Below are 25340 nucleotides of genomic sequence, written 5' to 3'. Positions count from 1 at the left end.
CGCCGGATCGGACTGGAGGCGCGTGGCGGGCCCGCCACGCGCCTCCAGTCCGGCGACGGGTCCTGCTCGTCCCGCAGCGCGTCACGCTGCTCGTCTCTCAGCTCGTCACGCCGCTCGTCACTCTGCTCGTCTCTCAGCGCGTCACGCTGCTCGTCACTCTGCTCGGCTGAACTCGCTCGCGCGTCGCACCTGGTCGTCCGTCAGCGCGACGCCCGTGTAACGCTCGAACTGGCGCGCTGCCTGCAGCGCGATCACCTCTGCTCCGGTGACGACCTGCTTGCCCATCGTCCGGCCCGCGCGGACGAGCGGCGTCTCGGAGGGGAAGGCGACCACGTCGAAGACCGTGTCGGCGGCCTCGACCCGCTGCTCGGAGAAGGCGAGGGTGTCCTGCTGGTCACCGCGCATGCCGAGGGGCGTGACGTTGACGACCACGTCGGCCGACGGTGCCTCGTGCTCGTCCGCGACCCACCGGTAGCCGTACTGCCCAGCGAGCGCGGAACCGGTCCGTTCGTTCCGCGCCACGACCGTCAGGTCGTCGAAACCCGCACCCCGGAAGGCCGCGGTGACGGCCTTCGCCATCCCGCCGGAACCGCGCAGCAGGACGCTCGCGCCCGGATCGATCCGGTGCGAGGCGATCAGGGACGCCACGGCCTCGTAGTCGGTGTTCGACGCCGTGAGGACGCCGTCGTCGTTCACGACCGTGTTGATCGACTCGATCGCCGCCGCCGACTCCTCGATGACGTCGACGAGCGGGATGATCGCCTCCTTGAAGGGCATCGAGACCGAGCAGCCCCGGATGCCGAGGGCCCGGATCCCGGTGACCGCACCCGGGAGGTCGTTCGTGGTGAATGCCTTGTACGCGAAGTTCAGCCCGAGTTCGTCGTAGAGGAAGTTGTGGAAACGGGTGCCGATGTTGCTCGGACGGGCAGCGAGGGAGATGCAGACCTGCATGTCCTTGTTGAGGATGGGCATGACCCCAGTCTCCCACCCCTGCGCCGATGGAGCGGTCCACGACAGGGCCTGTGGAGAAGGTGGGGTTGTCCCCACCCCGGATCCGGGTGTCCTCCACCTGTCAGCGCGGCCGGACGGCCCGTACCGTCGAGACCATGAACGCACTCACCCGTCCTCGCAACGGACGCATCCTCGCCGGCGTCTGCGCCGGCATCGCCGACCGCTTCGGCTGGTCCCGCACCTTCGTCCGGATCGCGTGGGTCATCCTGAGCCTCTTCCCCGGGCCGCTCTGGATCGCCTACGTCGTGCTCTGGATCCTCATGCCGAACCAAGGGGGTCGCCGGCGCTGAACCGGTGCGCCCCCGGTCCGGTCCCGTCTCCTCGTCGACACCCCGTTTCCTTCCCGTCCGGACGGGTTAGTGTGGCGGGGTGCCGGTCTCCGTCTTCGATCTGTTCAGCATCGGGATCGGTCCGTCGAGTTCCCACACCGTCGGACCGATGCGTGCCGGATCGCTCTTCGCCTCCCACACGGTCGAAGCGTCGCGGAGTGCCAGCGCTGCGGTCGCCGCGATCGACGTGCACCTCTACGGCTCCCTGGCGTCGACCGGACAGGGCCACGGCACGCTCGGGGCCGTCGTCGCCGGACTCATGGGGGCGGACCCGGAGACGGTCGACCCGGACGAGCTGGCCGAGGCGCTCGACGACCTCGAGGCCAGCGGGATGCTCACGCTCGCCGGCGGCACCACCGTCCCGTTCCGTCTCGCCGACATCGTCCTGCACCCCCTGACGATGCTCCCCCGGCACCCGAACGCCATGCGTCTCCGCGCAGCCGCCGCCTCCGGAGCGACGATCGCCGAGGAGACCTACTACTCGATCGGCGGTGGCTTCATCACGAGTGACACCGAGGGTGACGTCGCCGAGGCCGCCATCCCCGTCGACGACACCGTGCCGCACCCGTTCTCGAGCGGGGCCGAACTGCTCACGGCCTGTGCAGCGACCGGACTGCCCGTCAGCGGCATCGCGCTCGCCAACGAGACGGTCACGCGCACGGCGGACGAGGTCCGTGCCGGCCTCCTCCGCATCCACGACGTCATGGAGTCCTCGGTCGGCCGCAGTGTCGAACGGACGGGGACCCTGCCGGGTGGCCTCGCCGTCCGGCGCCGCGCTGCGAACTGGTACGAGCAGCTCACCCGGGACGACCCCGACCACGACCCGCTGTTCGCGATGGAGTGGGTGAACCTCATGGCGATGGCCGTCAACGAGGAGAACGCCACCGGCGGCCGCGTCGTCACCGCACCGACGAACGGCGCCGCGGGCATCATCCCCGCCGTGCTCTACTACGCCCTCACCTACGTGCCGGCGGTCACCCCCGAGAACCGTGACGACGCCGTCGTCCGGTTCCTCCTCACCGCAGGCGCGATCGGGTCGATCTACAAGGAACGCGCCTCGATCTCCGGGGCCGAGGTGGGGTGCCAGGGCGAGGTCGGATCCGCTGCCTCGATGGCCGCCGCCGGACTCGCCGAGATCCTCGGAGGGACGCCCGAACAGGTCGAGAACGCCGCCGAGATCGCGATGGAGCACAACCTCGGGCTGACCTGCGACCCCATCGGCGGACTCGTGCAGATCCCGTGCATCGAACGGAACGCGATCGCCGCGAACAAGGCGATCAACGCCGCCCGGATGGCGCTGCGCGGAGACGGCGAGCACCACGTGTCGCTCGACCAGGTCGTCGAGACGATGCGGCAGACCGGAGCCGACATGTCGACGAAGTACAAGGAGACCGCGATGGGCGGTCTGGCGGTGAACGTCCCGCTCTGCTGACGCGACCGGCGTCGCTGTGGGCGTCGGTGGCGCTGGCGCTGTTGCTGTTGCTGTTGCTGTCGCCGTCCGCCGGTCAGGCGTGCAGCAGCGTCAAGAGCCTCGCCGTCTCGGATGCGATCGCGTCCCGCCCGGCGGACACGTACTTCCGCGGGTCGACGACGTCGGGCCGCTCGTCGAGCACCTCCCGCAGCGCCCGGGTGAACAGGCCGTTCAGGTGCGTCGAGATGTTGATCTTCGTCATGCCGGCGTGCACGGCGCCCCGGAGCTCCTCGTCGGAGAGCCCGGAGGACCCGTGCAGCACGAGTGGCACCGGGACCGTCTCGCGGAGACGTCCGACGAGCGCTCGGTCCACCGAGGCCTCGCGGGTCTGCATCGCGTGCGAGGTGCCCACAGCGACCGCGAGTGCGTCGACGCCGGTGTCGCCGACGAAGGCAGCGGCGTCGTCCGGGTCGGTGCGCACCCCCGGCGCGTGCACGCCGTCCTTGCCGCCGACCGCTCCGAGCTCGGCTTCGATCGCGATCCCTGACGCATGGCACCGCTCAGCGAGTCGCCGGGTCGCCGCGACGTTGGCGGTGAAGTCCAGGTGCGACCCGTCGTACATGATCGAGTCCACCCCGAGGTCGACGCCGGCGAGCACGAGGTCCGGATCCTCGATGTGGTCGAGGTGCACGAGGACCTCGACCTGGGCGGACCGGGCGATCGCCTGGGTCGCGGTCGTGATGGGGGCGAGGCCACCGTGGTAGCGGACGCAGTTCTCGCTGATCTGCAGGATGACCGGGAGGCCGGCGAGCTCGGCCCCAGCGACGATCGCTTCGGCGTGCTCGAGGAGCACCACGTTGAAGGCACCGACACCCCGTCGGGCCGTGCGTGCAGTGTCGAGCAGGCCGCTCAGGGCGAGGTCGGTGATCATGCTGGGCTCCCGGATCGGTGGTCGTGCGTCAGGTCGAGGTGTGGTGCGCCGGCGACCCCGCCAGCAGGGCTGCCGGCGACCCCGCCAGCGGGGCTGCCGGCGACCCCGCCAGCAGTGCTGCCTTCGGTTCGCAGGAAACGCCGGACGGCATCGAGGTCGACCTCGCCCGCGACGGGCCGGAGGACGGCCGCCGCGCCGAAGGCCGCGGCGGAGCGGAGGGCATCGCGCTCGACCGGCACGGCTGCGCCGCGGTCGGGTCGCCCGAGGAGAGCCGTGACGAGACCAGCGGTCGCAGCGTCTCCGGCACCGGTGGGGTTGCCGGTCACGCCCGCGATCGCCGGGACCTCGAGCACACCCGCGGCGGTGTGCGCGGCGATCCCCTCGGCTCCGCGGGAGACGACCACGGTGCAGGCGCCGCGCTCGAGGAGCCGGAGCGCGCCGGAGCGTTCGTCGTCGCCCGTGATCCCCGTCGCCTCGAGCAGTTCGGCCCGGTTCGGCTTGCAGATCGTCGCACCGGCGCTCGCCGCCGCGAGGAGCGCCGGACCGGAGCAGTCGGCGACACTCAGCAGGCCCTGCCGCCGCGCTGCACGTACCCAGTCGGCCACCAGGGCGGGATCGGTGCCGCTCGGCAACGACCCGGAGACCACGAGTGCGTCCACGTCGCCGGAGTCGAGCAACCGGTCGACGGTCGCGGTGACCGCGGCCCATTCGTCCGGTGACACGAGCGGCCCTGGCTCGCCGAACATCGTCGGGTGTGCGACGTCGTCGACCACCGTGACCGTGGTGCGCGTCTCCCCCGTCACCGCGACGTCGCTGTGCGCCAGTCCGAGCTGGTCGAGCGCGTCGGCCAGCCACCGCCCGGCACCGCCGCCGAGCGGCAGGACCGAGTACGTCGAGCGCCCGGCGTCCTCGAGCACCCGTGCGACGTTGAGTCCCTTGCCACCGGGGCGCCGGGCGACGCCCTGGACCCGCTGCGTCTCGCCGATGCGCTGCTCGGCGACGCGGTACGTCACGTCGACGGCGGGGTTCGGCGTCACGACGAGGATCACGAGGACCGCACCGCTGGTGTCGTGCCGACGCTGACGGCGGCGTCCGCGTCGTCGAGCGGCTTCCAGCGTCCGTCCGCCGTATCGATCACGAGCATCTCCGCCGGCGAACCGACCGCGAGCGGGGCGGGCAGCCCGAGCAGGTGAGCAGGACGCGTCGCAGCAGCGGCGACGACCTCCGTGAGGGGCGTTCCCGTGTCCAGCAGCCTGCGCGCACCGTCCGCGACGGTGATGGTGCTGCCGGCCAGGGACGATCCGTCCGCGAGCATCGCGACGCCTCCGCGGACGGACACCGCAGAACCGGCGATGGTGTGGTCGCCGTCCGGGCAACCGGTGGCCGACATGGCGTCCGAGACGAGCACGATGCGCCCGGGTGCCGCGCGTCGGACGAGGTCGATCGTGACGGGATCGAGGTGGTGCCCGTCGACGATGCACTCGAGCAGGACGCGGGCGTCGGTGAGCGCGACCCCGACCGGGCCCGGCGTTCGGTGGTGCATCGGCGGCATCCCGTTGAAGAGGTGGGTGACGAGGGTCGCACCGGCGTCGATCGCCTGGCGCGTCTGGTCTGCGGTGGCGTCGGTGTGCCCGATCGCGACGACCACGCCGGCGGCCACGAGTCGGCGGACGGCGTCGAGTGCCCCGGGGAGCTCGGGGGCGAGCGTGACGACGCGGAGCCCGCCGTCCGCCGCGGACAGCAGCGACTCGACCTCGGCGGGATCGGGTGCGTGCAACAGGTCGGCCCGGTGGGCGCCTCGACGCGCGGGGGCGAGCCAGGGGCCTTCGAGGTGCAGCCCGGCGAGCGTGCCGTCGCCGACGAGGGGACGCAGGCGTGTCAGTGCCGCAGCGGTCTCCTCGACCGGACCGGTGGCGACGGACGCGATGAGCGCGGAGGTCCCCCGGCCTCGGTGGAACGCCGCGGCGGCACGCGAGTCGTCTGCTGTGCTCAGCGCGAAGTCGTGGCCGAGCGCGCCGTGTGCGTGCAGGTCGACGAGTCCGGGGACGACGGTCCCGGCGATGGTCGTCGCGGTGTCCGTGTGGGGTGGTGTACCGGTCCCGGTGGACTGCACCGCTCCGGAGCGGTCCACGACGAGCCAGCCGTCGCGTAGGTCGTCGGTGGCGGTGACGATGCGCGGCGCACGCACGAGCACGCTCATGCCGACACCGCTGATGACGAGGCCCGTGGGACGAGCAGCCGGCGTGCGAGCAGCTGGCGTGCGAGCAGGCCGGCGCCGATGGCTCCGGCCGCGTCACCGTGTCGGGCCGGCACGAGGGTCGGAACCCGGAGACCCGCGAGCCGGTCGGCGACCGCAGCGCGCAGCGGGTCGAACAGGACGGGGCCAGACTCGGCCAGTCCCCCGCCGACGATGATGGTGTGACACCCGGCGACCGCGGTGGTCCACACCAGTGCGTCCGCGAGCACGGCGACACACTCGTCGAGCGCATCGACGGCCAGCCGGTCGCCGGCCCGGACCCGGAGCACGGCTTCCCGCGCGGAGGCCGCCCCGGAACGACGAGCGACTCCCCCGGCCGAGGCGATCTCCTCGACACGGAGTCCGGCATGCGGCCCGGACGTGATCCGGACCTGGCCGATCTCGCCCGCCCACCCGTCGCCCGGCACCACGGCGCCGTCGACGACGAGCGCGCTCGCCAGACCGGTGCCGACCGGGACGAACGCCACCGATCCACGAGCCAGTGCGGGATCGCCGGACGTCGTCTCGGCGAGCGCGCCGGCCCGGACGTCGTGTCCGAACGCCACCGGCAGGGCGATGCCGCGCCGGTCCAGCTCGGCGCACACGGTGTCGAGCACCGGCACGTCTCGCCAACCGAGGTTCACGGCCAGGAGGACCCGGCCCGACGCCTCGTCGACGACCCCGGGGGTGACCACGCCGAGGGTGTCGAGCGGTGCATGCCGCGACGCGTTCGTCACGAGCTCCGCCACGAGGACGGCGAGCCGTCGGGCATCGTGGTCGTCGCGCGGCGTCGGGACCCGGGTCTCGTCGAGGACGAGTCCGTCGGGGTCGGTCAGCCGGGCCTTGATGCCCGTGCCGCCGACGTCGACCCCGAGCACCGCGCCTGCGCCGGGCATCAGGTGAGGATGACCGAACGGGTGAGCGAGCGGGGGTTGTCCGGGTCGAGCCCGCGGCCCTCGGCCAGGGCGACCGCGAACCGGTGCACGACGACGAGGCCGGCGATCGGATCGAGCGGGTGCTGGACGAACCGGGCACCCGTGGCTGCGACCTCGTCGGCGAGCCCCTCGGGCGCGGCGCCGAGCGACCACACGAGTCGACCCGGCTGCGCGATCGCGATGGGCCCGTGCCGGTAGTCCATCGCCGGGTAGGACTCGGCCCAGAACTGCGCGGCTTCGCGCGTCTTGAGCGCCGCCTCGAAGGTCAGGCCGACGGCAGGACCACGGCCGACGAAGGTGACCTGTTCGGCGTCGAGCAGGTCGTCGATCGGCAGGGCGAGCGCGGCCTCGGCCTGGGCGGCGAGCGAGTCGACGTCGTCGCCGATGGACGCGCGGAGCAGGGCGAGGGTCGTCGTCGCGAACCGGGTCTGCACGACGGAGCGCTCGTCGGCGAACGGCAGTGCGACCACGTCGTCGGCGACGGCGGCCGCGGGGCTGTCCGGGACGGCGGTGACGAGGACGGTCCGGCTGTGCGGGAGTGCCTGCAGCAGGTCGACGATCTCGGTCGTGGTGCCCGAGCGGCTGATGGTCACGACGCGGTCGTACTCGCGACCGAGCGGGTACTCGGATCCGGCGAACGCGTCGGTGACCCCGAGCCCGGCCTGCTCGCGGGCGACGGCGTAGCTCATCGCGATGAACCAGCTCGTCCCGCAGCCGACGACGGCGACCCGTTCGCCGGGCTGGGGGAGTGCGTCGGCGAAGGAGGGCAGGAGCCCCGCGGCGGCGCGCCACGTCTCCGGCTGGGAGGCCAGTTCGGCGCTCACGAAGGTGTCGGTCATGGGTGCCTTCCGGTCCGGTCGATCCGGGTGATCGATGATCAGGAAGCGTAGCGAGCGATCGTGCGCAATGGAAGGGCAAAACGTCATTTCCGATCAGGACCGGCGCGCAGGGACGCCATAGGATGGCCGTCATGACTCCGCAACAGCGGCTCAACGCCCTCCTCGAACTCGTGAGCGAACGCGGCAACCTGTCGATCGCCGAGATCGGGGAGATGCTCGGGATCTCGCCGGCGACTGCCCGACGTGACCTCGCGACGCTCGCGGACCAGCGGCTCGTCACGCGCACGCACGGCGGAGCGGCCGCGCTCGGCACCGGGTACGAGCTCCCGCTCCAGTACAAGATCGCCCGTCAGGCCGAGGCGAAGACGGCGATCGCCCGTGCGGCAGCCCGGATGGTGCACCCCGGCGAGACCGTCGGCCTCAACGGCGGCACCACGACGACCGAGGTCGCCCGCGAACTCGGCAAGAGCGAACGCTTCACCCGTGCCGACGGCGAGTACGGCGTCACCATCGTGACGAACGCCCTGAACATCGGGTACGAGCTCTCCGTGCGTGCCAACGTCAAGATCGTCGTGACGGGCGGTGTGGCGCGGCGACAGTCCTACGAGCTGGTCGGGCCCCTGGTCCGGGACACCCTCGACGAGTTCGCGCTCGACGTCGTGGTGCTCGGTGTGGACGGCCTCAGCGGCCAGTACGGCGCGACCACCGTGCACGAGGGTGAAGCCGAGGTCAGTCGGCACTTCGCCTCCGTCGGACGCCGTGTCATCGTCGTCGCCGACTCGACCAAGATCGAGCGCGCCACCTTCGCGCGGATCTGCCCGCTCGACCGGATCGATGCCCTCGTCACCGATCAGCCCGTCCCCCCGTCGTTCGCTGCGGAACTCGCGAGCGCCGGCGTGGAACTCGTCGTCGCCGACTGAGCGGTCCGCCGACCGAGCGGTCTGCCAACCGGGGGACTCCTCGCCCGGCGCCTGTGGACGAGGTTTCGATCGTGTAAAACCATCCACAGCCTCCCCATGAGCGTTCTCTGAGCGCCTATTGTGCATTCATGATCGATTGGGCATCATGGGCGTCACAATCACGCAAGGAAGCGAGATGAGCATGGGCGACGCGGGAACCAGACGACCACTCCGAGTGGGCATCGTCGGCATGGGACAGCGGGCGGCGATCGCCCGCCACGTGGCAGAGGCGGCGGGTGCCGCATCCGACCTGGAGGCACGGGTCGTCGCCGTCGCGGAGGTCACCGCGCAGGGGCGCGAGCGTGCTCAGGCCGAGTACCCGGACGCCCTCGTGGTCGAGCAGCACGGAGACCTCGCCGGAGCGGTCGACGCGGCGATCGTGACGACGCCCGACTGGACCCACGCCGCGATCGCCATCGACCTGCTCCGGGCGGGCATCGCCGTCTACCTCGAGAAGCCCCTTGCGGTCACCGTCGAGGACGCCGATGCCGTGCTGGCCGCCGCCGCGGAGACCGGCACACCGCTCTACGTCGGCCACAACTTCCGGCACGCGGCGGTCGTGCGGCTCATGCGTGAGGTCATCGCCCGCGGTGAGATCGGCGAGGTGAAGGCCGTGTGGTGCCGGCACTTCGTCGGGAACGGCGGGGACTACTACTTCAAGGACTGGCACGCCGACCGCGCGAAGGTGAACTCCCTGCTCCTGCAGAAGGCCAGCCACGACCTCGACGTGATCCACGCACTCGGCGGCGGCGACACCGCCCGGGTCGTGGGGATGGGGTCCCTGTCGGTGTACGGCGACGTCACGGACCGTCGCGACCGCAGCGGCGAGCTCATGGGGGACTGGTTCTCGCTCGAGAACTGGCCGCCGCTCGCCCAGACCGGCCTCAACCCCGTGGTCGACGTCGAGGACCTCTCGATGGTCATGATGACGCTCGACAACGGTGTGCAGGCGAGCTACGAGCAGTGCCACTTCACGCCGGACTACTGGCGCAACTACACGGTCATCGGGACCGAGGGCCGCCTCGAGAACATCGGGGACACCGGTGGTGGCGTCGTCAAGGTCTGGACGCACCGCCGCGGCTGGGACGTCGCGGGAGACCGCGAGTACCCGATCGACGGGGTCGACTCCGGCCACGCCGACGCCGACCTCGTGACGATGACCGAGTTCCTCCGTCACGTCGCCCTGGGTGAGCCGACGACGCTCTCGCCGATCGCCGCCCGCGCCGCCGTCGCGGCCGGAGCCCTGGCGACCCGGTCGCTCCGCAGCGGCTCGGTCCCCATCGACGTCCCGCCGCTCCCGGCGGCGACGATCGCACACTTCAGTACTCCCACCCCGGCCGTCACCCGCTGACGGACTCGCGAAAGGACACCCGATGCCCGCACCCACCCCCGCGAAGGGCCGTGGCCGTCGCCGCGCGCTCCTCGGCGCCGTCGCCGCGATCGGCGCGGTCGCGCTCCTCGCCGGCTGCAGTACCTCGTCCGGCGCCGCCAGCTCCGGCAGCGACTACGAGAAGGCCTCCAAGGACACCAAGGCGACCCTGACCTACGCCGTCTGGGACGAGAACCAGGTCAAGGCGATCAAGGCGAACCTCACGGGCTTCAACGAGGAGTACCCGGACATCAAGGTGAACGTGGACGTCACGCCGTTCGCCAGCTACTGGACCAAGCTCCAGACGCAGGGCTCCAGCAACACCCTCCCGGACCTGTTCTGGATGAACGGCCCGAACTTCCAGCTGTACGCGGCCAACGGCAAGATCGCGCCGATCACGGGCGAGGTGAAGGCCGGCGCGATCAAGCCGGACGAGTACTCCTCCGCGCTCAACGACCTGTACACGTACGACGGCACCCAGTACGGCGTCCCGAAGGACTTCGACACGATCGGGGTCTGGATGAACAAGGCGCTGTTCGCGAAGGCCGGGGTCGCCATGCCCTCGAAGGACTGGACCTGGGACGACTTCCAGAAGACCGGTGCCGAGCTCTCCGAGAAGCTGCACGCCGACGGCGCCTACGGAGCGGCCGGTGGCATGGACGGCCAGACGACCTACTACGACACGATCTTCCAGGCCGGCGGCAACGTGATCGACAAGTCCGGCAAGACCTCCGAGTACGACTCGGCTGCGGCCGAGAAGGGCTTGCAGTTCTGGACCGACCTGATCAAGTCGGGGGCATCGCCCTCGATCAAGCAGCTCACCGACACCACCGCGGACCAGTGGTTCACGTCGGGCAAGCTCGCGATGTACCAGGGCGGCAGCTGGTTCCGGTCGGCACTGACCGGCACGGACCTCGAGAAGGACGTCGTCGTCTACCCGCTGCCGAAGGGCAAGGAGCAGGCGACGGTCATCCACGGCGTCTCGAACGTCGTCTCCGCGAACTCGAAGAACAAGGTGGCCGCACAGGCGCTGCAGGTCTACCTCGCGAGCAAGCAGGCCCAGCAGCAGCAGGGCGACATGGGTGCGGTGATCCCCGCGTACGAGGGCACGCAGGACGCCTTCACGAAGACGATGCCGGACGCTGACCTCCAGGTCTTCCTCGACGCCGTCGACTACGCCAAGCCGCTGCCGGTCTCGAAGAACACCGCGGCGTGGAACACCCTCGAGACGAACCTCCTGCCGAGTGCCTTCGACGGGTCCACCCCGGTCGACCAGGTGGCGAAGGACCTCGCCACGAAGATGGACACCGCTCTCGGCAAGGAGAAGTGACGCCGGCCGGCGTCCGGGAGCCCTGATGACCATCCACACCGAGCGGAACCCCGCCACGGGCACCCCGGCCCGGACGCAGCGTGCGTCCGGGCCGGGGGCCCCGGGGACCGAGCTGCCCGACGCACCACGGGCCGGACGACCCCCGCGACGAACCGACGGCTTCTGGCCGTGGCTCTTCGTCCTCCCGCTGCTCGTCGGCGTCGCCACGTTCTACATCTGGCCGATCATCCAGACGTTCTGGTACTCGTTCACCTCGTGGGGCGTCTTCGGCGGGGCGACCTTCAGCGGGGTGGCGAACTACGTCCGGTTGCTCTCCGACCCGCAGCTCTACCAGTCGCTGCTCAACACGGTGATCTACACGGTGATCGTCCTGCTCGGCATCCCGATCGCGGTGTGGCTGGCCAGCCTGCTCAACACCACGGGCCTGCGGTTCGCCCAGTTCTACCGGGTGCTGTTCTTCCTGCCGTACGTGGCGATGCCCGCCGCGATCGCCCTGGTCTGGCGGATCATGTTCAACGGCGACTACGGGATCGTGAACTGGTTCCTCGGACGCTTCGGCATCGACGGTCCCTACTGGATCTCGACGCCGGGGTTCGCGCTCCTCGCCGTCTCCCTGGTGGGGCTGTGGTCGTCCCTCGGCTTCTCGATGATCATCCTCGGCGCGGGGCTCAAGGACATCCCGCCGGAGCTGTACGAGGCCGCTGAGCTCGACGGAGCATCGCGGTGGCGCCAGTTCCGCTCGGTCACCGTCCCGTTGCTCAGCCCGAGCATCTTCTTCGTGGTGATCGTCACGACGATCTCGAGCTTCCAGCTGTTCGACCTGCTCTACGCGATCCTCGGCAGCACCAACCCGGTGATCCCGAAGACGATGTCGCTCGTCTTCTACTTCTACAGCGCCGGGTTCATCGACAACGACAAGGGCTTCGCGGCTGCGATCGCGATGGTGATCTTCGTGCTCATCGGCATCGTCACCCTCGTGCAGTTCCGCGTGCAGAAGAGATGGGTGCAGGCATGACCGCGATGACCAGCTCGACGAGGGCAGCCCGGCGTCCGGGCCGGCGGGGCGGCAGCCACTGGTGGATCCACGTGGTCCTCGGGGTCGGCGGCTTCGTGATGGCCTTCCCGTTCCTGTGGCAGATCATCATGTCGCTGTCCACGAACGCGCAGGTGCAGTCGGTCACACCGACGTTCTGGCCGGGGGAGCTGCAGTGGCAGAACTTCGCACAGGTCTTCGAGCGGCTGCCGTTCCTCAGCCAGCTCGGGACCTCGGTGATGGTCACGGTGATCCGGACCATCGCGCAGATCGTCCTGTGCACCCTCGCCGGGTACGCGTTCGCCCGGATGCGGTTCCGGGGTCGGGCGATCCTGCTCGGCATCGTGCTGTCGATCCTGCTGGTGCCGTCGCAGGTGTACCTCATCTCGCAGTACCAGATCGTGCAGAACCTCGGCTGGCTCGACACCCTGATGGGGATCGTGGCCCCCGGCCTGTTCAGCGCCTTCGGCACGTTCCTGATGCGGACCGCGTTCCTCAACCTGCCACCGGAACTCGAGGAGGCAGCGCGGATGGACGGTGCCAACCCGTTCCAGACGTTCTGGCGGATCATGCTGCCGCTCGCCCGGCCGTCGATCAGCGTGCTCGCGATCACCACGGTGCTCTGGTCGTGGAACGAGCTGCTGTGGCCGCTCGTCGTGTCGACCCGGGCCGAGGACATGCCCCTCGCGGCGGGCCTCGCCACCCTGTCGAGCGACCGGACGATCGACTACCCGGTGCTCATGGCCGCCAGCCTCATGGCGATGGCACCCGTCCTGATCATGTTCATCGTGCTCCAGCGGCGCGTGATGGACGGCCTCGCTTCGTCGGGCCTGAAGTAGTGGGAGGACCTCCGACCGCAGTCCCGGACGGTGCTGCAGCGACCACCACCCCCGAGGCGATCCTCCTCGCCGCGGTCGGCACGCTCCCCGACGTCGGCGCGCTGGCGGCGTCCCTCGAGTCCAGCGTCGCGCACCTGTCGGTCCCGCAGCGGGACACCGCCCTGGTCACGGCGATCCGGGCGGTCCGGCCCGTGACCCAGTCCTGGCTGCGCGCGCACGGAGCAACGTCCGAGCAGGCCGCTGACAGCGTGGCCGACGTCGACCGGAAGCTCGGTCGGTACGGACTCCGGGGGACCGGCCTCGACTGGTTCTGCTCGGTCCTCACCGCGCGGGTCGTGGCGGTGGGGCGGCTGCAGTTCGAGATGGGGGTGGTCACGAGCGACGGCCATCCGGCCTGGGGCGTGCACGTCCCCGAGGGCGGCCCGCTCGTCCCCGACGACTGCGACCGATCGTTCGCCGCTGCGCCGGAACTCCTCGCGGAACTCACCCAGAACGCAGACGCAGACCCAGACCCAGACGCGGACACCGACACCGACAAGGACACGGGAACGGTCGCAGAGCGGTGGCAGTGCCGCTCGTGGTTCCTCGACCCGGGGCTCCCGGCGGTCCTCGGACCCCGGTCGAACACGGCCCGGTTCGCCAGCCGGTTCCGCCTCGATCCAGGCGGTCCGGACGACGCCGCCGAGGGAGACGACAGCGTCGCGAAGTTCGTCTTCGGGACGACGCTCGCCGCGGCACGCCGGGCAGTCCCTCGGAACCGCCTCGAGACCGCGGTCCTCGATCGGTGGCGCGCGGGGGAGCACTGGACCGTCCGCACCGGCACCGCACCCGTGGACCCGGCGTAGCGTCGGCGCCATGAACGAGCCCGACCGTGACCACCTCGACGACGGCGTCGACATGTCCTTCGAGGAACGACGCCAGGACACCTTCCGCCGCATGTCCGGCTCCGACGAGCACGACGCCGACCCCCGGGTGGAGGTCTCCCGGGCCGCCGACGGCGACGTCCGCATCGACGTCGCCGACAGCGCCGCGGTCCGGCCCGGTGGCACCCTCCGGAAGGCCACCGACGACGGCCAGGGACGCGGGCAGGGCGCCAGCGAGGCCACCGGCGGGGGCGCCGGCCGGGGTGCCGGGCAGGCCACCGGCGGGGCCACCGACGAGGACTGACTCTTCCGCGCAGCCGGTCGAGGCAGTAGCGTCCGAGATGAGCCGCGTTCTGCGGACAGCGAGCACCATCGGATCGGCGCGAGGAGTCGACATGGCCGGGAAGTTCGAGATCTGGACCGACGCCAAGGGGGAGTACCGCTTCCACCTGAAGGCGGGCAACGGCGAAGTCATCGCCACCTCCGAGGGGTACGCGAGCAAGGCCGGAGCGAAGAACGGCATCGCCTCCGTCCAGAGCAACGCGCCGACCGCGGAGACCGTCGAACTCGACTGACGGTGGGGCACGGCATGATCGTTCCGTGCACCTCGTCCTCCGCCGCGTCGACGGCGGCGTCCTCGCGACGCCCCTGACCGACGCGGGGACCCCGGACGGCGAGCCGATCCGGGTGGACGAGCCGCGCCTCCAGGCCTTCATCGCGTCGCGGGACGCACCGGACGTGCGCTGGGTCTGGGACGACACCGCGCGCTGGTACCCGCCCGTGCTGGCGGCCGGCGGCCGGGTCGGGCGCTGCATCGACCTCCGGCTCTGCCGCCGCATCCTGCGGTCCGCCCTGTCCGCGCGTGGTTCCGCACTCGCTGCGGCTCCCGCTGACGCATGGGACGTCCCTGCCCAGGAGGCCCGGGTCACCCGTCCGACGCAGGCGCAGCTCTTCGACGACGCGCTGTTCCAGGTCGCCCCTCCGGACGACACGCTGGACCCGGTCACGGAACTCCGCGCGCAGCTCGACGCAGTGGCCGGATCGAGCGCACCGAGCGCACTCCGCCTGCTGCTCACCGCCGAGTCCGCCGGTGCACTCGTCGCTGCGGAGATGTTCCACGCTGGTCTGCCGTGGCGCGCGGACGTGCACGAGCGGTTGCTCGAGGACGCGCTCGGCCCGCGCGTGCCGTACGGTGTGCGGCCCCGGCGGCTTGAGGAGATCGCCGTCGTCGTCCGGGAGCGCCTCGGGGACCCGGCGCTGAACCCGGATTCGCCCGCCGACGTCCTGAAGTCGCTGCGCCGGGCCGGGCTCATGGTGACCAGCACGCGGAAGTGGGAGCTGCAGGAGATCGAGCACCCCGTGATCGAGCCGCTCCTCGAGTACAAGCGACTCGCCCGGCTGCTGACGGCGAACGGCTGGACCTGGCTCGACGAGTGGGTGCAGGACGGACGGTTCCACCCGAAGTACCTGGTCGGCGGGGTCGTGACCGGGCGCTGGGCGGCGGACGGCGGGGGAGCGATGCAGCTGCCGAAGCTCGTGCGGCCCGCGGTGGTGGCAGACGACGGGTGGCGGTTCGTCGTGGCGGACGCGGCGCAGCTGGAGCCCCGGGTCCTCGCGGCGATGGCCGGCGACCGGGCGATGGCGACCGCGGGCGACGGGCGGGACCTGTACGACGGGGTCGTGGCCTCCGGGGCGGTCGAGACGCGGCAGCAGGCGAAGGGCGCCATGCTCGGGGCGATGTACGGGGCGACCCAGGGCGAGGGCGGCAGGCTCGTGCCGCGGCTGGCGCGGGCGTTCCCGGACGCGCTCGGGCTGGTCGAGCGCGCGGCACGGGCGGGGGAGCGCGGCGAACCGGTGACGACGCTGCTCGGCCGGACGTCGCCGGTTCCGGACGCCTCCTGGTTCGAGGCGCGCAACCAGGCGTACACCGTCGAGGGGACCCCGGCGATGCAGCGGGCGGTGGAGTCCCGCGCCCGGAGCTGGGGGCGGTTCACCCGGAACTTCATCGTGCAGGGGACCGCGGCCGAGTGGGCGTTGGCGTGGATGGGGTCGCTGCGGTCGCGGCTGGCGGGGCGGTTCCCGGGCCGGGTGACGGACGGCCCGCACCTGGTGTTCTTCGTGCACGACGAGATCGTGGTGCACACCCCGGCCGAGCACGCCGAGTGGGTGGCCGAGCAGGTACGGGCCGCGGCCGCCGATGCCGGGCGTCTGCTCTTCCGGGACTTCCCGGTGGTGTTCCCGCTGTCGGTCTCGATCGTCGACGACTACGGGTCGGCGAAGGACTGACGGCGCGAACCGGACGCGCAGGCGCCCGCGGGGCACCCGCCCGCTCGCGCAGGCGCCCGCGGGGCACTTGCCGCTCACGCATCCGCCACGCACATCAGTCCTCGGGCAGGCTGGTCCGATGCAACCGGAACACTCCGAGGAACCCGACCGCCGTGTCGGTGACGTCGACCTGACCACCTGGCGCACACGCGCCGGTCGAGCCGGCGCCGAGCAGTGGGCGCGCGCCGGGCACCGCTGGGGTGCGCTGCCGCTCCTCGTCGTCACCCTGCTGATCGGCATCGGCGTGGCCGCCACCGCCACCTGGGTCGCGTCCGAGGTGTACGACGCCGTGCGGGAGTCCGACGACGTCGCCGCGCTCGACCGGCCGGTGCTCACCTGGATGCTGACGCTCCGGTCACCCACCCTCGACACCGTCGTCACGTGGTGGACCGACATCGCGGGCACCATCGGGATGCCCATCGTCGCGCTCGGCTTCCTGGTCGGGTTCACCATCCAACGGCGGGCGTGGACACCCCTCGTGCTCCTCGTGTCGGCGAGCGCCGGGTCGCTGCTCATGACGGTCGCGGGCAAGGACCTCATCGGTCGGGCGCGGCCGCCGCTCTCCGATGCCGTGCCGCCGTACGAGCACTCGCCGTCGTTCCCGTCCGGCCACACCCTCAACGCCACCGTGATCGTCGGCACGATCGTGTACCTGCTGATCCTCCGGCAGTCCCGCACCGCGACCCGGGTGTGGACGATCACCGTGGGCACCCTGTTCGTCCTGTCGGTGGGGGCGTCCCGTGTGTTCCTCGGGCACCACTGGCTGACGGACGTGCTGGCGGCGTGGGCGCTCGGGCTGGCGTGGCTGGCGCTGGTGATCACGGCGCACCGGTTGTACCTGACGGCGCTCCGCCGGGGTGCGAGACCCGTCAGGTCGTCCCGGTAGGTTTCCCGGCATGGAAGAACGGGTCTTCGGCGGTCGGTACCGCGTCACCGGCACGCTCGGGCACGGTGGCATGGCCTCGGTGTACCGCGCGGTCGACGAGCAGCTCGGGCGTGAGGTCGCCGTCAAGGTGTTCCGCATCGGGCCGGTCGACCACGGTGAGCGAGCCCGGGCCGAGGCTGAGATCCAGACGCTCGCGGCGCTGCGGAGCCCTGCCCTGGTGACGCTGTACGACGCCGCGCTCGACGACGTCGACGGGGACTCGTACCTGGTGATGGAGCTCGTGCCGGGCAGTGACCTGGCGACGCGGCTGCATGAGGGGCCGCTCGACCCGACGACGACGGCCCGCGTCGGCGCGCAGGTCGCCGAGGGACTCGCAGCGGTCCACGAGCGGGGGATCGTCCACCGCGACGTGAAGCCGGCGAACGTCCTGCTCGAGTCGGATGGTTCGCACGTGAAGCTCGCGGACTTCGGGATCGCCCTGCTCCGTGACTCGGCCCGGGTCACCGGGACCGGCACGGTCATGGGGACCGCCGCGTACCTGGCCCCGGAGCAGGTGCTCGCGCAGGGCATCAGCGGCAAGGCGGACGTGTACGCCCTCGGCCTGGTGCTGCTGGAGTGCCTGACCGGCCGCCGCCCGTTCCCCGGCAGCGCCGTGGAGTCCGCGACCGCGCGTCTCACCCGCGGTCCGGAGATCGACCAGCACCTGCCCACCGCCTGGCGCACGCTGCTCCACGTGATGACGGCCCAGGACCCGGCGGAGCGCCCCACGGCCGAGGAGGCCGCCCAGCGACTCCGTGCGCTGGGACACGACGAGGTCTCGACGGCGACGCAGCTCCTGCCGGCGGGGCCCGGCACGGTGACGCCCGTGGCAGCAGGAGCAGCAGGAGCTGCGGCAGGTCTCGGTGCAGCCGCCGCTGCCGCGCGCGCAGCGTCCGCCGACGAAGCAACGCAGGCCATGCAGGCGCCCGAAGCGACGCAGGCGCTGCCGGCGACCCGGGCGATGCCGCGCCAGAACCCCGCGGACGACGCGACCCGTGTCCTCGGCGCCCAGCAGCCGAACGCCTCCGACGACGTCGCGACCACGGTCCTCGGCGCGCAGCGCGGACCCACCAGCACCGCCGGCAACGCAGGGAACGCCGGCAACGGCGGCCCGCGCGGCCCCGTCGCTGCGCCCACGCCCCTGGCGGACGAGCCGGAGAAGCGTCGCCGCGGCCCGATCATCGCCGCGGTGGTCGTCATCGTCCTGATCCTCATCGGCATCGCGGTGGCCCTGTTCGCCCTGAAGGGGAACGACGGCACGCCGGCCCCCACGGACTCGAGCTCGCCCTCGACCTCGACGGACCAGCAGCAGCCGAGCGAGCCGGAACAGGAGCCGAGCGAACCGGCTCAGCAGCCGAGTCAGCCGCAGCAGCAGCCGAGCGAGCCCGAGCAGCAGCCGAGCGAACCGGAGCAGCAGCCGAGCGAGCCCGAGCAGCAGCCGAGCGAACCGGCCGAGGACCCCTCGGTCGGTCCAGAACCGAGCACCCCGGTCACGAACCCGGTGGAGAACCCGCAGAGTGACACGGGTGCGGCAGCCGACGCCGCGCAGGACAGCGGTCCGGGCAACTCCGAGAACGCGCCGGGGCACAACAAGCCCTGACAGCCGGACACGCCGAAGGGCTTCGTCCAGACGCTGGACCAAATAGGCTTGGTCCGTGCGAGAACTGCAACGGAGCGGTGGCCCGACGACGGCTGTGGCGGCGCGGAACGGTGCCGGGTTCGGGTCGGCTGAGGCGTTCCTCGTCGAGCGACCCGCGGGCGCCGGCATGGAAACCGCGATCGTCCCCGGCTGGAGCGGACGGACCGTCGAGCCGGGGCAGCTGCTCTCCTGGGTGTGGTTCCCCGAACGGACGTTGCCCGAGGGCGCAACCGAGCCGTCCGAGGCCGACCTGCCGCACTTCTGGGACGCCACCGCGTTCGCCCTCGACGTCGTCTTCAGCGACGGCTCCCGCCTGAGCGACCGCGACGGCGTCGGTGATGCACGAGACCAGTACGGCGACCTCCTCACCCCGGCAGCGCAGGACGCAGCCCGCAAGCAGTGGGTCGACCAGTGGAACCGCCGAGCCGTCGACCTCACGCCGTTCGCGGGTCGGGTCGTCGACCGCCTGGAGGCACGGCTCGGCTCCACCCCGCCGGTGCCGGCAGCCGACGGTGCACGCCCGACCACCGACGGCGAGCGTGACGACGGGGAGCGCCCGGCACTCCGCGGCTGGCTCGACGACGTCCGCATCGAGGCCGCACCCCCGACGCCCGCCACACCGCTCGGGCACGTCCGGACGACCCGTGGCACGCAGGCGTCGTCCCGTTTCTCGCGCGGCAACAACGCCCCGCTGGTCGGCCTGCCCCACGGCGGCGTGTTCGGTCTCCCGATGACGGACGCCTCGAGCAACCGCTGGCCGTACGCGTACCAGGAGCACCACCGCGCGACCGACCACCGCCCGGCGATCCAGGCCTTCGCGACGAGCCACATCCCGTCCCCGTGGATGGGGGACCGCGGTGTGTTCCAGGTGATGCCGTCCCCGATCGCCGAGCCGGACGTCGACCGTCAGGCCCGTGCGCTCGGGTTCGACCACGACCACGAGCTCGACGGGCCGCACCGCTACCGGGTCGACCTCGACCAGGGCGTCACAGCGGAGATGACCGCGGGGGAGTTCGCCCTCGGCTTCCGGTTCACCGGAGCCCGCAGCATCGTGCTGGACCACCACGGCCGGGTGCTCGACGCCTCGGTGTCGATCGTCGACGGCACCGCCCTGGTCGACGTGGAGCTCGACGACCGCCCGGGGACGCCGCCGCACTTCGTGCACGTCCGGATCCCCGGCGCGACCGAGGACCACACCACGTTCGACGACGGCCTCCTCCGCGGATGGGTCACGGTCGAGGCGGGCGCAGACGCAGACGCAGACGCAGGCACGGCCGCCACCGACGTCCTCCTCGGCATCTCCACCGTCTCGCCCGCAGACGCCCGCGCGAACCTCGACGCCGCCGGGACGTTCGACACCATGCGCGCCCGCGCCGAGGAGCAGTGGACCGCGAAGCTCGCCACGCTGTCCTTCGAGGGCGCCACCCCCGACCAGCTGACCTCCCTGTACTCCGGCCTGTACCGGCTGTTCCTCTACCCGAACCGCGCTGGCGAGACCGCGCGCACCGGCGTGCCCCGCCACCGCTCCCCGTACGGTTCCGTGCAGGCCGAACCCATCCGTGACGAGCCCGGCCCGGAGATCGTCGAGGGCCCCTTCACCACGACGAACGGGTTCTGGGACACCTACCGGACCGCCTGGCCGCTCCTCGCGCTCCTCACCCCGGAGACGGCGGGCGAACTCGCGCAGGGCTTCGTCGAGCACCACCACGACGGCGGGTGGACGCCCCGGTGGAGTGCTCCCGGCGCCGAGGACTGCATGACCGGCACCACGAGCGACACCGTCTTCGCCGACCTCGCCGCGAAGGGCGTCACCGGCTTCGACCTGCCGGAGGCGTACCGGAGCGCGCTGCGCAACGCGACCGTCCCGCCGCGGGACGAGCGCGTCGGACGGAAGGGGAGCCTCCCGGGCGCCTTCCGCGGCCACGTCGACACCGCGACCCACGAGGGGATGTCCTGGACCCTCGACGCGGCGATCAACGACTGGGGGCTCGCGGTGATGGCGAGCCTGCTCGCGTCACGTGCCCGGACACCCGCCGACCTGGCCCGCTACGAAGCCGAGGCGGAGTGGTTCTCGCGCCGCTCCCTGCAGTACCGGAACGTCTTCGACCCGGAACGCGGCTTCTTCATCGGACGCGACCCCGACGGCTCGTGGCGGATCGGCACCGAGTTCGACCCGCGCGACTGGGGCGACGACTACACCGAGACGAACGCCTGGGGAACCGCGTTCACCGCACCGCACGACGGCGCCGGCGTGGTCGACCTGCACGGCGGGCCGGACCGGTTCGACGCCGCACTCGACGCGTTCTTCGCGACCCCGGAGACGGGCGCGACCACGCGCTCGGGTTCCTACGGCTTCCCGATCCACGAGATGACCGAGGCCCGCGACGTCCGGATGGGCATGCTCGGCCTGTCCAACCAGCCCGCCCACCACATCCCGTTCTTCCCGATGTTCACCGGGCGCCACGACGACGCGCACCGCATCGTCCGCGAGTGCCTCGAGCGGTTGTTCGTCGGCTCCGACCTCGGCCAGGGGTACCCGGGCGACGAGGACAACGGTGAGATGAGCGCCTGGTACGTCTTCGCGACCATCGGCCTGTACCCCTTGGCGCCGTCGACCGGCACCTACGTCCTCGTGCCGCCGTCGGTCCGGCGGACGGTCCTGCAGCAGCCTGGAGGCGCGGCGACCGTCATCGAGGTCGCTGACGGTTCCGCAGGCGCCTACGTCGCGTCGGTGACGGTCGACGGCGAGCCGTGGGAATCGGTCACCATCCCGCACGCGGTGGTCGTCGCGGCGTCACGCATCGAGTTCACGCTGTCGCCGACACCGCTCGGTTGGGCGTCCGAGACCCGGCCGGTGTCCGCGTCCGAGGTGCACGGCTACCGGGACACCCCCGTCGACGTCCTGCCCCCGACGACGTCGCTCACCGACGACGACGGCCGGACCGTGACGACACTCGGAGCCGGCACCTCCGTGTCCTTCGACGTGCCGACCGTCGAGTCCTCGCTGTACACGGTGACCGCGGCCTCGCCCGGCGTCCTCTCGTGGGAGGTCTCGCTGGGGGGCACCCGCGTCGCCGTGCAGGACGCCGTGTTCGACTGGGCCGGTCAGACCCGGGTCTTCCGGCTGCAGGCGACCGGCACGACGTTCACCCTCACCGCGGTGTCCGACCTGGCGCTCACCCAGCTCGAACTCATCGCGGCGGACGGACAGCGTTGACCCGGTGTTCACCCGGGCGGAGCAAGCTCGGCCCATGTCGATGAGCGCACCCTTCGATCCCGAACAGCCCGGCCGATCCGTCCCCGTCGACGGCTCCGACGAGGACGAACTGCAGATCGAGGAGGACCGCGGCGCCGACGTCGGCGAGGACTCCGGCGACCCGAGCGTCTCGCCGGTCAACCACCACGACGAGGACGAAGCCGGCGGTGGCCCGGTGTTCCGCCGTCCGCAGGCCGGCGACCGTCTGCACCCGGACGACCTCTGACCGCATCGCGCGCACACGGGCGGTTCTTGGGGGATCCCCAACCGGACCGGGCATGCTCGACCGCATGTCGATCGCGAACTCGTGGGACCCGTCCGGTGGCCGAGCCATCCCCGAGGACCAGGTGAAGGGGGACGGCCTCGAGCTCGACGAGGACCCGGCGATGCTCGGGATCTCGTTCGACGTGGTCGGTGGCGCGTCCGCCGATCCCGCAGCGGTGTCCCCGGTGGACGTCGGCGTGCCGAGGACCCCGACGTCCGCCGACTGACCTCACCGGCGGCGCGAGCGCTACGACCACGCGTCGGCTCCGTACGACGAAAGTCACCCCGAACCGCGGGATTGCACGGTTCGAGGTGACTTCAGTTGCGCGAAGGGCGACCGCCAGTGCGGCTGCCGCACGGAGTCAGGGAACGGTGTGCCCCGCGGCGGTGAAGATCCGGTACCACTCCTCGCGGGAGAGCTCCACGTCGGAGCCCGCGGCCGAGTCCCGCACACGCTGCGGGTTCGTCGTGCCGAGGACGACCTGGAAGTGCGCGGGGTGCCGGGTGATCCACGCGACGGCGATCCCGGTCGGGGTGACACCGTGTGCTGCGGCGATCTCGTCGAGGAGGTCGTTGAGCTCGGCGTACTGCTCCCGGTCGCCCAGGAACACGCCGTCGAAGAAGCCCTTCTGGAACGGCGACCAGGCCTGCAGCGTCACGTCGTTCAGACGCGAGTAGTTGAGGATGTCGTTGTCGCGGTCGATCGACTGGTCGAGGCCGCCCATGTTCGCCGAGACGCCCTGCGCGATGACGTTCGCGTGGGTGATGCTCAGCTGCACCTGGTTGAAGGCGAGCGGGCGGGTGACGTGCTTCTTGAGGAGCTCGACCTGACCCGGGGTGTGGTTCGAGACGCCGAAGTGGTGCACCTTGCCGGCGGCGTGGAGCTCGTCGAAGGCCTTCGCGACCTCTTCCGGCTCGACCAGGGCGTCGGGGCGGTGCAGGAGCAGCACGTCGATGTAGTCGGTGCGGAGCGCGGTCAGCGACTCCTCGACCGACTCGAGGATGTGCTCGTACGAGAAGTCGAAGTACGCGCCGTACGGCGTGGGCCGGATGCCGACCTTCGTCTGCAGCACGATCTCGGCGCGCTCGGCGGACGAGAGGGCGAGGGCTGACCCGAACCGCTCCTCGCAGCCGTGCCACTCGCCGTAGACCGCGGCGTGGTCGAACATGGTCACGCCCGCGTCCCGCGAGGCGCTGTAGAGCGAGCGGATGTCCTCGTCGCTCATGTCGTTGATCCGCATCAGGCCGACGATGACGTCGGAGGCGGTGAGGTCCGTCTGTGGCAACTCCAGTGTCTTCACGCCCATGATCCTGCCACCGGCGAGCGTGGACAGGCAGGCCCTGCCCGTACCCGTGAGCGCGGACGGCGACGACTCAGGTGCGCAGGACCGCGAGCACGGCGGAGCCGCCGTCCCAGCGACCCGTCAGCGTCTCGCCCGAGGGGTACGGCGTCCCGAGGTCCGACCCCACCACGCGGAGCACCGAGAGCGTCCCGCAGTCGGTGCCGACAAGTGACCGGGTGCCGTCCGAGCGGACCGAGACGGCGCTGATCGTGGGGGAGTCGGCCGCGGATCCGCTGCCCACCGCTGCGCCCTCGCCCTGCCAGGTGCCGGACCCGTCCGCGCGTTCGAGTGCGGCCTCGTGCCCGCCGGTGACGATCGCGCGGCGCAGGACGTCGGCGTAGACCGGGTCGCCGACCGCGTCGTACACCCAGCGGCGGCCGAGCACGGAGTGGTCCATCTCGGTGACGAGGAACGCCTCCGCACCGGGCAGCGGCGCACCGCGGTACGTGAGGGGAGCGTGCAGGATGCGTCCGTCCGGCCGTCGCACGAGGAGCGTCTCGACGCCGACCTCGCCCGCGGGGTCGTCGAAGCGGAACTTCCCGGCGATCTCGAGCGGGTCGCCGGCGGAGACGCCGCTCCACTGCTGGGACGGCAGCCAGGCCGCGAGCGCTTCGTGTTTCGACGGGCGGAGTTCGGCGTGGTGGATGACGGCCATGCGCCGACCGTACCCGGGTCAGTGCACGGAGAACCCGCCGTCCACCGCGATCGCCTGCCCGGTCACGTACGCCGAGCCGGGACCCGCGAGGAAGACGGCTGCGGCGGCGAAGTCGGTCACGAGGCCGTTCCGGCCCACGAGTGTCCGCGCGGAGAGCGCGGACACCGTCGCGGGGTCGGCACTGAGCCGCCGGTTCAGCGGGGTCGGCACGAAACCGGGGACGAGGACGTTGGAGGTGACCCCCTGCGGCGACCAGGCTTCCGCTTGGGACCGGGCCAGCGCCTCTCCCCACCGGCACGGCCGACCCGCCGCTGGCGCGTCGGTCCGGAACCGGCGGCGGGGCCCCGGCCCGCCTTGGAGACCCCGTAGGCGCCGCTGGCCGCGAAGGGGCGGTGGGCCTGCTGCGAGCTGATCGCGATGATGCGGCCGTACCCGCGCTCGGCCATGCCGGGGGCGAGCCGCTGTCCGAGGACGAACGGTGCGTCGAGGTTCACGGCCATCGTGGCGTCCCAGGTGGCCTCGTCGAGGTCCGGCATCGGCGGACGCAGGTTGATCCCGGCGGAGTGCACGAGGACGTCGACCGCTCCGACGGCGTCTGCCAGTCCGTGTGCACCGGCGCGCGTGGAGAGGTCCGCCACGATGCCGTCTGCCGATCCTCCGGCTCCTCGGATGGTGGCGACCGTGTCGTCGATCGGCGCGACGGTGCGGGCGGCGATCACGACGTGCGCGCCGGCATCGGCGAGCGCGACGGCGACCGCCCGGCCGATGCCGGAGCTGCCGCCCGTGACCAGTGCGGTGCGTCCGTCGAGTCCGAAGAGCTGTTGCAGCGACATCCGGTCAGGCTACTG

Annotated in this window: 25 protein-coding genes and 1 pseudogene; 16 read left to right on the top strand and 10 right to left on the bottom strand. The window is 71.8% G+C overall.

The features are described 5' to 3' along the window. Positions 1–153: 153 nt before the first annotated feature. A complete protein-coding gene (locus tag BLT36_RS01920; protein ID WP_092091449.1) occupies positions 154–972 on the bottom strand; it encodes a shikimate 5-dehydrogenase in 819 nt (272 codons plus the stop codon). Positions 973–1106: 134 nt separating this feature from the next. Between BLT36_RS01920 and BLT36_RS01915 the strand changes: the two genes are divergently transcribed. Both BLT36_RS01915 and BLT36_RS01910 read left to right on the top strand, forming a co-directional pair. Then, positions 1107–1301, top strand: a complete 195-nt coding sequence (locus BLT36_RS01915; protein WP_092091447.1) for a PspC domain-containing protein — start codon at positions 1107–1109, stop codon at positions 1299–1301. Positions 1302–1380: 79 nt separating this feature from the next. Then, the gene (locus BLT36_RS01910) at positions 1381–2772 is read left to right on the top strand and encodes an L-serine ammonia-lyase (protein ID WP_092091445.1); all 1392 of its coding nucleotides are present in this window, start codon (positions 1381–1383) and stop codon (positions 2770–2772) included. A gap of 73 nt (positions 2773–2845) precedes the next feature. On the opposite strand, the gene BLT36_RS01905 is transcribed toward BLT36_RS01910, so the two are convergent. The 5 genes from BLT36_RS01905 to BLT36_RS01885 are packed head-to-tail and all read right to left on the bottom strand — an operon-like array spanning position 2846 to position 7692. Beyond that, positions 2846–3682: a class II fructose-bisphosphate aldolase gene (locus tag BLT36_RS01905; protein ID WP_092091443.1), complete on the bottom strand. Its 837-nt coding sequence runs from the start codon at positions 3680–3682 to the stop codon at positions 2846–2848. After that, positions 3679–4719 (bottom strand): 1-phosphofructokinase family hexose kinase, encoded by a 1041-nt coding sequence (locus BLT36_RS01900; RefSeq protein ID WP_254787278.1) that lies wholly within the window; start codon positions 4717–4719, stop codon positions 3679–3681. Before BLT36_RS01900 ends, BLT36_RS01905 begins: the two co-directional genes overlap by 4 nt. An 8-nt stretch (positions 4720–4727) precedes the next feature. Next, positions 4728–5882: an N-acetylglucosamine-6-phosphate deacetylase gene (gene nagA / locus BLT36_RS01895; RefSeq protein WP_092091439.1), complete on the bottom strand. Its 1155-nt coding sequence runs from the start codon at positions 5880–5882 to the stop codon at positions 4728–4730. Continuing rightward, positions 5879–6814, bottom strand: coding sequence for an ROK family protein (locus tag BLT36_RS01890; protein ID WP_092091437.1), 936 nt, complete (start codon positions 6812–6814; stop codon positions 5879–5881). The genes nagA and BLT36_RS01890 overlap by 4 nt, the downstream gene beginning before the upstream one ends. After that, on the bottom strand, positions 6814–7692 hold the full coding sequence (locus BLT36_RS01885; RefSeq protein ID WP_092091435.1) for an SIS domain-containing protein: 879 nt from the start codon (positions 7690–7692) through the stop codon (positions 6814–6816). The genes BLT36_RS01890 and BLT36_RS01885 overlap by 1 nt, the downstream gene beginning before the upstream one ends. Positions 7693–7823: 131 nt before the next feature. On the opposite strand from BLT36_RS01885, the gene BLT36_RS01880 reads away from it, so the two are divergent. The 14 genes and pseudogenes from BLT36_RS01880 to BLT36_RS01815 all read left to right on the top strand — a co-directional run bounded on the left by BLT36_RS01880 (position 7824) and on the right by BLT36_RS01815 (position 22721). Further along, complete coding sequence (locus BLT36_RS01880) at positions 7824–8612, top strand: DeoR/GlpR family DNA-binding transcription regulator (protein ID WP_175529438.1); 789 nt, start codon at positions 7824–7826, stop codon at positions 8610–8612. Between the two features lie 175 nt (positions 8613–8787). Continuing rightward, positions 8788–10002, top strand: a complete 1215-nt coding sequence (locus BLT36_RS01875) for a Gfo/Idh/MocA family protein (RefSeq protein WP_092091431.1) — start codon at positions 8788–8790, stop codon at positions 10000–10002. Between the two features lie 22 nt (positions 10003–10024). Continuing rightward, complete coding sequence (locus BLT36_RS01870; RefSeq protein ID WP_092091429.1) at positions 10025–11350, top strand: ABC transporter substrate-binding protein; 1326 nt, start codon at positions 10025–10027, stop codon at positions 11348–11350. A gap of 25 nt (positions 11351–11375) precedes the next feature. Then, on the top strand, positions 11376–12365 hold the full coding sequence (locus tag BLT36_RS01865) for a carbohydrate ABC transporter permease (protein WP_092091427.1): 990 nt from the start codon (positions 11376–11378) through the stop codon (positions 12363–12365). After that, a complete protein-coding gene (locus BLT36_RS01860; RefSeq protein WP_254787276.1) occupies positions 12362–13222 on the top strand; it encodes a carbohydrate ABC transporter permease in 861 nt (286 codons plus the stop codon). The genes BLT36_RS01865 and BLT36_RS01860 overlap by 4 nt, the downstream gene beginning before the upstream one ends. Next, a complete protein-coding gene (locus tag BLT36_RS01855; RefSeq protein WP_092091425.1) occupies positions 13222–14067 on the top strand; it encodes a hypothetical protein in 846 nt (281 codons plus the stop codon). The genes BLT36_RS01860 and BLT36_RS01855 overlap by 1 nt, the downstream gene beginning before the upstream one ends. Positions 14068–14077: 10 nt before the next feature. Beyond that, complete coding sequence (locus BLT36_RS18550; protein WP_175529437.1) at positions 14078–14389, top strand: hypothetical protein; 312 nt, start codon at positions 14078–14080, stop codon at positions 14387–14389. 91 nt (positions 14390–14480) lie between these two features. Further along, positions 14481–14627: pseudogene (locus tag BLT36_RS01845) on the top strand (YegP family protein); the annotation flags it as partial. A gap of 58 nt (positions 14628–14685) precedes the next feature. Further along, positions 14686–16371 (top strand): bifunctional 3'-5' exonuclease/DNA polymerase, encoded by a 1686-nt coding sequence (locus BLT36_RS01840; RefSeq protein WP_092091421.1) that lies wholly within the window; start codon positions 14686–14688, stop codon positions 16369–16371. A 118-nt stretch (positions 16372–16489) separates the two neighbouring features. Further along, positions 16490–17296 carry a phosphatase PAP2 family protein gene (locus BLT36_RS01835; RefSeq protein WP_092091419.1) on the top strand — a complete coding sequence of 269 codons (807 nt, stop codon included), beginning with the start codon at positions 16490–16492 and terminating at the stop codon, positions 17294–17296. Between the two features lie 10 nt (positions 17297–17306). After that, entirely contained in the window at positions 17307–18935 is a 1629-nt protein-coding gene (locus BLT36_RS01830) for a serine/threonine-protein kinase (RefSeq protein ID WP_092091417.1), read from the top strand. Positions 18936–18990: 55 nt separating this feature from the next. Then, positions 18991–22191, top strand: a complete 3201-nt coding sequence (locus BLT36_RS01825) for a GH92 family glycosyl hydrolase (protein ID WP_254787274.1) — start codon at positions 18991–18993, stop codon at positions 22189–22191. 34 nt (positions 22192–22225) lie between these two features. Next, a complete protein-coding gene (locus BLT36_RS01820; protein WP_092091413.1) occupies positions 22226–22456 on the top strand; it encodes a hypothetical protein in 231 nt (76 codons plus the stop codon). A gap of 64 nt (positions 22457–22520) precedes the next feature. After that, positions 22521–22721, top strand: a complete 201-nt coding sequence (locus BLT36_RS01815) for a hypothetical protein (protein WP_139166315.1) — start codon at positions 22521–22523, stop codon at positions 22719–22721. A 135-nt stretch (positions 22722–22856) separates the two neighbouring features. On the opposite strand, the gene BLT36_RS01810 is transcribed toward BLT36_RS01815, so the two are convergent. From BLT36_RS01810 to BLT36_RS01800, 4 genes are all read right to left on the bottom strand, one after another. Next, positions 22857–23795, bottom strand: a complete 939-nt coding sequence (locus BLT36_RS01810; RefSeq protein WP_092094218.1) for an aldo/keto reductase — start codon at positions 23793–23795, stop codon at positions 22857–22859. A 73-nt stretch (positions 23796–23868) separates the two neighbouring features. Next, positions 23869–24492 carry a CG0192-related protein gene (locus BLT36_RS01805; protein ID WP_092091410.1) on the bottom strand — a complete coding sequence of 208 codons (624 nt, stop codon included), beginning with the start codon at positions 24490–24492 and terminating at the stop codon, positions 23869–23871. Positions 24493–24510: 18 nt separating this feature from the next. Next, the gene (locus tag BLT36_RS18950; protein ID WP_254787486.1) at positions 24511–24771 is read right to left on the bottom strand and encodes an SDR family oxidoreductase; all 261 of its coding nucleotides are present in this window, start codon (positions 24769–24771) and stop codon (positions 24511–24513) included. Then, positions 24687–25325, bottom strand: a complete 639-nt coding sequence (locus BLT36_RS01800; protein WP_254787272.1) for an SDR family NAD(P)-dependent oxidoreductase — start codon at positions 25323–25325, stop codon at positions 24687–24689. The genes BLT36_RS18950 and BLT36_RS01800 overlap by 85 nt, the downstream gene beginning before the upstream one ends. Positions 25326–25340 lie beyond the last annotated feature (15 nt).

It is taken from the genome of Curtobacterium sp. UNCCL20 (genome assembly GCF_900101675.1).
GTDB lineage: Bacteria > Actinomycetota > Actinomycetes > Actinomycetales > Microbacteriaceae > Curtobacterium.
The sequence above is the reverse complement of the archived record's forward strand: the minus strand, read 5'-3'. Positions and strand labels throughout refer to the sequence as shown.